This window comes from Lactiplantibacillus sp. B652, from assembly GCF_023806745.1.
GTDB lineage: Bacteria > Bacillota > Bacilli > Lactobacillales > Lactobacillaceae > Lactiplantibacillus > Lactiplantibacillus pentosus.
Map to the genome: position 1 here is coordinate 1 of NZ_JAMSKY010000034.1, position 5,379 is coordinate 5,379.

The 5,379-nt window shown below is 38.1% G+C and carries 5 protein-coding genes and 2 pseudogenes; 4 read left to right on the forward strand and 3 right to left on the reverse strand.

Annotated elements, in window-relative coordinates; translation table 11 throughout:
- Positions 1-104 (forward strand): annotated as a pseudogene (locus MZO40_RS16510) (IS5/IS1182 family transposase); the annotation flags it as partial.
- 9 nt (positions 105-113) lie between these two features.
- A pseudogene (locus MZO40_RS16515) lies at positions 114-521 on the forward strand (amino acid permease); the annotation flags it as partial.
- 561 nt (positions 522-1,082) lie between these two features.
- On the opposite strand, the gene MZO40_RS16520 reads toward MZO40_RS16515, so the two are convergent.
- Entirely contained in the window at positions 1,083-1,361 is a 279-nt protein-coding gene (locus MZO40_RS16520) for a BRCT domain-containing protein (protein WP_056953165.1), read from the reverse strand.
- A gap of 856 nt (positions 1,362-2,217) precedes the next feature.
- On the opposite strand from MZO40_RS16520, the gene MZO40_RS16525 reads away from it, so the two are divergent.
- Both MZO40_RS16525 and MZO40_RS16530 read left to right on the forward strand, forming a co-directional pair.
- Complete coding sequence (locus MZO40_RS16525) at positions 2,218-3,018, forward strand: ParA family protein (RefSeq protein ID WP_021356781.1); 801 nt, start codon at positions 2,218-2,220, stop codon at positions 3,016-3,018.
- A gap of 1 nt (position 3,019) precedes the next feature.
- Positions 3,020-3,367, forward strand: a complete 348-nt coding sequence (locus MZO40_RS16530) for a DUF5388 domain-containing protein (protein WP_027821221.1) — start codon at positions 3,020-3,022, stop codon at positions 3,365-3,367.
- A gap of 585 nt (positions 3,368-3,952) precedes the next feature.
- On the opposite strand, the gene MZO40_RS16535 is transcribed toward MZO40_RS16530, so the two are convergent.
- Both MZO40_RS16535 and MZO40_RS16540 read right to left on the reverse strand, forming a co-directional pair.
- On the reverse strand, positions 3,953-4,855 hold the full coding sequence (locus MZO40_RS16535; protein ID WP_021356783.1) for a YitT family protein: 903 nt from the start codon (positions 4,853-4,855) through the stop codon (positions 3,953-3,955).
- Between the two features lie 86 nt (positions 4,856-4,941).
- A partial coding sequence (locus MZO40_RS16540) for a recombinase family protein (protein ID WP_252133453.1) occupies positions 4,942-5,379 on the reverse strand: 438 nt, incomplete at its 5' end.

Sequence of the window (5,379 nt, forward strand, 5' to 3'; positions counted from 1 at the left end):
TGGATAAATGTCGACGACTTTGGAAGAACTGTGAGCGTAAACTCAATTCAAGTCGTCAAATGGTTATCTTAGCGTTTCTGGTATTACTCCTAAGAAGATTTTAAACAGGTTCTAAGATGTTTGCTAATATATCAAGCAGTGGCGTCCCTGCCGCTGCAATTGCTTTTACCGCTTCGCTAGTCTTAATCACTCCGATTATGAGTTTAACAACTGCCATCAGTTCAGTTTTTACAATCGTAACCGGCGTGTCTAGTGATATGTATATTATTGTTTACACATTGACATTAGTTGCTCACAGAAGATACCGGGCTTCCACTGATTTTTTACCAAATGGTTTTATTATGCCATGGTATAAAATTACCAGCCCATTAACTATATTATTCTTCGGTATCATTTTCATCAGCCTGTTCTTCATCCCAGAAGATATTGTTGGGGCCGTTGGGGCAATCTGCTGGACATTAATCTTTGGTGGAATAGAATTTTTACGTCAAGGGAAAACGAACTTAAACAATACAAACTAAAAGATACAGGATAAAGGGGACTTATGGGGTGATACTCGGCATATCCACGTAATCCTTAATTACCCATTTTACTAAAAGTTGATTAAATCAAATTATTAATAAGCGGCTCATACCAACGTAGAGATAATCGTTAGCATGGGCCGCTAAGTTATTTTATAAGGGTATCAAACATTTGATTACCGTATAGCTCCTATGTCAAGTGGTAGATTGCAAATTCGGATTAAATTTGCAATCTACCACTTGACACGGTTCTGACCATTTTAGGTATGCTAGGTGTAATTTACAGACGTACAAACTGTAAACGTCTCACAGGACACGACAGGCACCTTAGAACATGTTAAAAACGAGGTGGACTCCGCTAGCCAAGCTGATAAAACACCAACTAGTGCGAACGTTTCCAATGTGACCTCAACTAGTGCTGAGATTAAAGTAGATGACAAAGCTGAATAAAGTAAAAAGGTCTATCCTCAATTGGGTAGGCCTTTTTATTGTGCAATTTGACGGGAGAGGAGTGGTCTAGATGAAAAATCCCCCAAAAATCATTAAACTCACTTTGTGAATTTAACCGCCTAAACTCCTAGACCATTGCGCCAATCGTGCCTGACACCAGTCCAAAAAATCCCGTTCTGAAATCGTTGGTGTTCCCGTCAATAACTTTTTTGTGATGGGCTCCTCACCTAAAGTCGTCTCAATTAACCCAACCACTAAATAATCTGTCTGTTTCGTAACCCAATTTTGTGGTTTCGCCCCAAAGACTTTCGCCAAACTAAAAGCTTGATCCCGAGTCATGGTAGTTAGACGTCCGGTAAAAGCAATCTCACAATCTCTTAAATCAAGCATTTTAAATCATCAACTTTCTTGATTCTAATGTTGGTTTTGACTTGACGGGTTATGGTTTTCCATTCAGTTTAGAGGGAGTGACGTTTTGAGCGCAGAATTGTTCCCTGGAATCAGCTATTTGGAATAACTGAACCAGAGTGCAATTCTACGCTAAGGTTTTCCCCTAGTTCGTCGGTCGTTAACGCCCGTCGCTTGTCTGTACAATTGCGGTATTGCTACCACCACTCATTATAAACCTACGTTTTCGGTTTAACCTACTAAAAAACGCCCTAGTAGGCGTTGGCAATACGTATTTATGTTTGTTCGATCGTCAACTAATCAGTGGCACCAAGCCGAAGCTTCGTTTTACCACCCGCGCCGTTAATGGTCGCGCTCACCATTCACCACCCAGCCGTACAGATGACCTTGTTGTGGTATAGCCAGACTTATTGAAGTCGCACTGGCAAACGTGTCCCCTTGGATTTAGACCCCAGCTTGTCCCCTAGGGCTTTAAAAATCGCACCGGCCATGATATAATAGTCAGTAAATGAGTTGACTTTTGTGTGGCGCTCACCGACGGGAATCGGTGGGTGTTTTTTTATGTTCTATTTTGACTACGGTTATCATTATATCAGTTATCAAATTTTTGGTCAACTTTTCTTGTGTACAGTACACTGTACACCGTACACCGTATCTTGTAAACTGTACACCGTGTATTGGGTACTGTGTACTGTACACTTAAATAATTTCATAAAAAAGCCGTCATTCCGCATTCAATTGTTAAGTATTTTTTCTGTACATTGTGTACTGAGTACGGTACACTGTACATATAACACAGTACACCGTGTACCGTGTACAAATGGAGGAATTTTAAAAAATGATAATTAGTTGCGCCAATGAAAAGGGTGGTACTGGTAAAACATCTACTACAGCCTTAATCAGTTGGGAATTATCAAATATGGGATATAAAGTGCTTATGGTAGATTGTGACCCTCAAGCAAACCTAACTGATTTAATGATAAAAACAAAAAGTCACGAAAATTCCAGCATCACAATTGACCCATCTCTTTTCGCATTACTAATTAACGGAAAAGACTTAAATGACGGCATCATTAACATTAAGAACGATCTTGACTTAATACCAGCTGCTGCTGATATGAACTTATTCAGTCGGTGGGTTGATAAACAAGACATTGATGAAAAAGCTAAAGTCAGCTATCTTAAAAACTCTTTGTCAAATATATCTAGCAAATTCGACTTCGTGTTTCTTGATGTAAGCCCTACAATGAGTTTAACAAACGATAACGTTTTTATGTGCTGCGATTGGATCATTGTTATGCTACAAACTCAGCAAAGAGCATTGCTGGGAGCAAAAAGTTTCTTAAGCTATTTACAAACGAATTTAATTGACGAATTTGGAGCAAAAGTAGATGTAGCGGGTATTCTTCCAGTTCTTACAAAAGGGCAATCAATTATTGACAATGCCGTTCTTAAACAGGCCGTAGAAGAATTTGGGGAAGACAACATATTTGAAAATGTCATTACTGCTATGGAAAGAGTAAAGAGATACGACCTTACTGGAATCACTGAAAGCAGTCGTTCTGTTTGGGATAAAGCTACTCACAGCGCATATACGGCTGTTGCTACTGAATTAATATCTAGATTGGAGGCAGAATAATATGGGAGGACTTTTGAAACACGATAATGATAATCAGGTAAAAAGTCCTGATAAGAAGGTAAACGTAAATGTATCATCAATTTCTAGAAAGCAAGCAGGTTTTGGCGAAGATAGTGCGGAAAAAATTCCTACCTTCGATGTAAACATGCGAGTTGATAATCATACCAGAAACGCCGTTTTGGCTTTGTCTAAAGCAACAGCTGATAAGCGTTCAGCTAGTGAAATGGTTTCTTTGATGATTGAAAGTTATCTTGAATCACTAACTCCCCAAACACGTGATACTTACGATGAATTGGTATCGATGATGGAAACAAAGGATAAGCTTGACTATAAACTAAAAAGTAAATAATCACGCGCCCTCAGACAACACGTTCACCTTTTAGACGTATACTTGTCCGTTTAAATGAAGCAGAATGCACACAAAAAAGTCCTCTATTATGCGGAATAGAGGGCTTTTTTGAAATCAGTACATACAGGCTTTGCTTAGGAGCGTTGCTTGTGTCCATTTAGGACATACACAATCATATAACAATCAATGCTGTCACTTAACTTACTCAAAAAAGCCACCCATACTACTCAAAAAATATTCACAACCTATCTAAGCAACCGTTTCCAAAAGTTCTCTCTCGTCTCATGTACTACTGATAATACTGAGCATAGTATTTCCGATAGACTGAATATTTCGTTTCATAATTTTCCCCGCATTATTTCAAAAAATAGTTACTTGATACTTGTCAAAACTTAAGGCTTGTAAAAAATACACCTATTGGTTTCAAGTCTGTCTCAATAGTAAAACTATAAAATTTGAATCCTGGCCGTTTTCACATATATTATTGTTCAATACCCAACTGCTCTACGTGATCAAAACAACAATTTTCTAATCAGTGACTAGTAGATTATAGCCGTTTTTTCATATTAAAACGTCTATTAATTTTTATTCTTTACTGTGCTGCCAATTAACATGGTATCTTTTGCGTTGATAACTAAAGCCCTCTCCAATCACTTCATGGGCATCCAGTACCGTCACAAATGCCCGTTCATCAATCGCTTTAATTAATTGCTTCAATTGTGGAATTTCCCGCGGTTGAACCACCAAATAAATCACTTGCTTTTGATCATGCTGATAACCACCTTCAGCTTGCAAATATGTCAATCCTCTATTTAAAGAAACATCAATTAATTGGGAAATTTTTTGGCTTTTATCTGACACAATGAATAATACCTTAGCACGATTGGGCCCTTCTTGGACCATATCAATTACTTTAGATAATACGAAACTAACAATTAGCGAGTACGCGATGTGATACAGATCTAAGTATGATAGTGATAGCCCTAATACTACGTAGTCAATAATCAAAATTCCTTTTCCCGAAGAAAATCCAAAACTTCTCTGGCCAACCCGAGCAATAATATCACTACCACCAGTAGTTCCGTTATAACGAAAAACCAGACCAATTCCCAACCCTGATAATACCCCTGCAACCAGTGATGACAATAATAAATCATTTCTCAATGGTAGTGGTTGAATCAGAGCCTGCTGTGACCATATTATTAGAAATAGTGATAAACAAATGGTGCCATAAATAGTGTAAGCCATCATGCGCTTGCCTAAGTAGCGCAACCCAATTAGTATCAATGGAATATTCAGAAATAAAGTACTAATTCCCAAGTTAATATGAAAGAAATGACGAATAATCAGAGTTATTCCGCTCAGACCGCCGTCTGCCAAGCCGCTTGGAATAGAGACTAAATCTAGACTGAACGCATAAATGCTACATCCCAACGTAATCATAACTAATTCGAAACTATTGTATTTTGTCCAATCTTTAAAAAACATAGTTCATCTCCAAAATGTTTTATCAATGTAAGTGCTTTATTATTTGACCGATGGTCCCTAAAAAACACTAACTTGTCCTGTAGGCCCTAACTATTCACTTCCCTTTTGGGAGTGCCTAAGTCTCCAACTTTTAAAGCATATTCTTTAATACGATAAATCTGTCGTCGTTGTACGCCAGTACTCCTTGCAATTTGTGCAATATTCGTTCCATCCCTGAGCATTTGAACTACCCTTTTATATAGGTAGCGTTTTGATCCATGTGGACTATATTGCCGCCTTCTTCCTTTATACTCCCCGCGCTCCTTAGCTAATTGGATTCCCTGATTCTGCCTAGCATGAATTTTGTTGCGCTCTTCTTCAGCTGTATATTTGTATATTTCAAAAACCAAATTGGTTAATAAACCACGTAAGTTAACATCTTGTATATCAGTGAAACTCGGTAAACTTAAAACATCTAGTGTGGCTTCCTTTTGTTGAATCAAGTTAATGGTGTCAGTAATGTCCTGAGCATTTCTACCAAGTCG

Bases quoted from the DNA above. Each gene is read 5' to 3' on its own strand.
- MZO40_RS16520 (WP_056953165.1), bottom strand. From the start codon at position 1,361: ATGCTTGATTTAAGAGATTGTGAGATTGCTTTTACCGGACGTCTAACT.
- MZO40_RS16525 (WP_021356781.1), top strand. From the start codon at position 2,218: ATGATAATTAGTTGCGCCAATGAAAAGGGTGGTACTGGTAAAACATCT.
- MZO40_RS16530 (WP_027821221.1), top strand. From the start codon at position 3,020: ATGGGAGGACTTTTGAAACACGATAATGATAATCAGGTAAAAAGTCCT.
- MZO40_RS16535 (WP_021356783.1), bottom strand. From the start codon at position 4,855: ATGTTTTTTAAAGATTGGACAAAATACAATAGTTTCGAATTAGTTATG.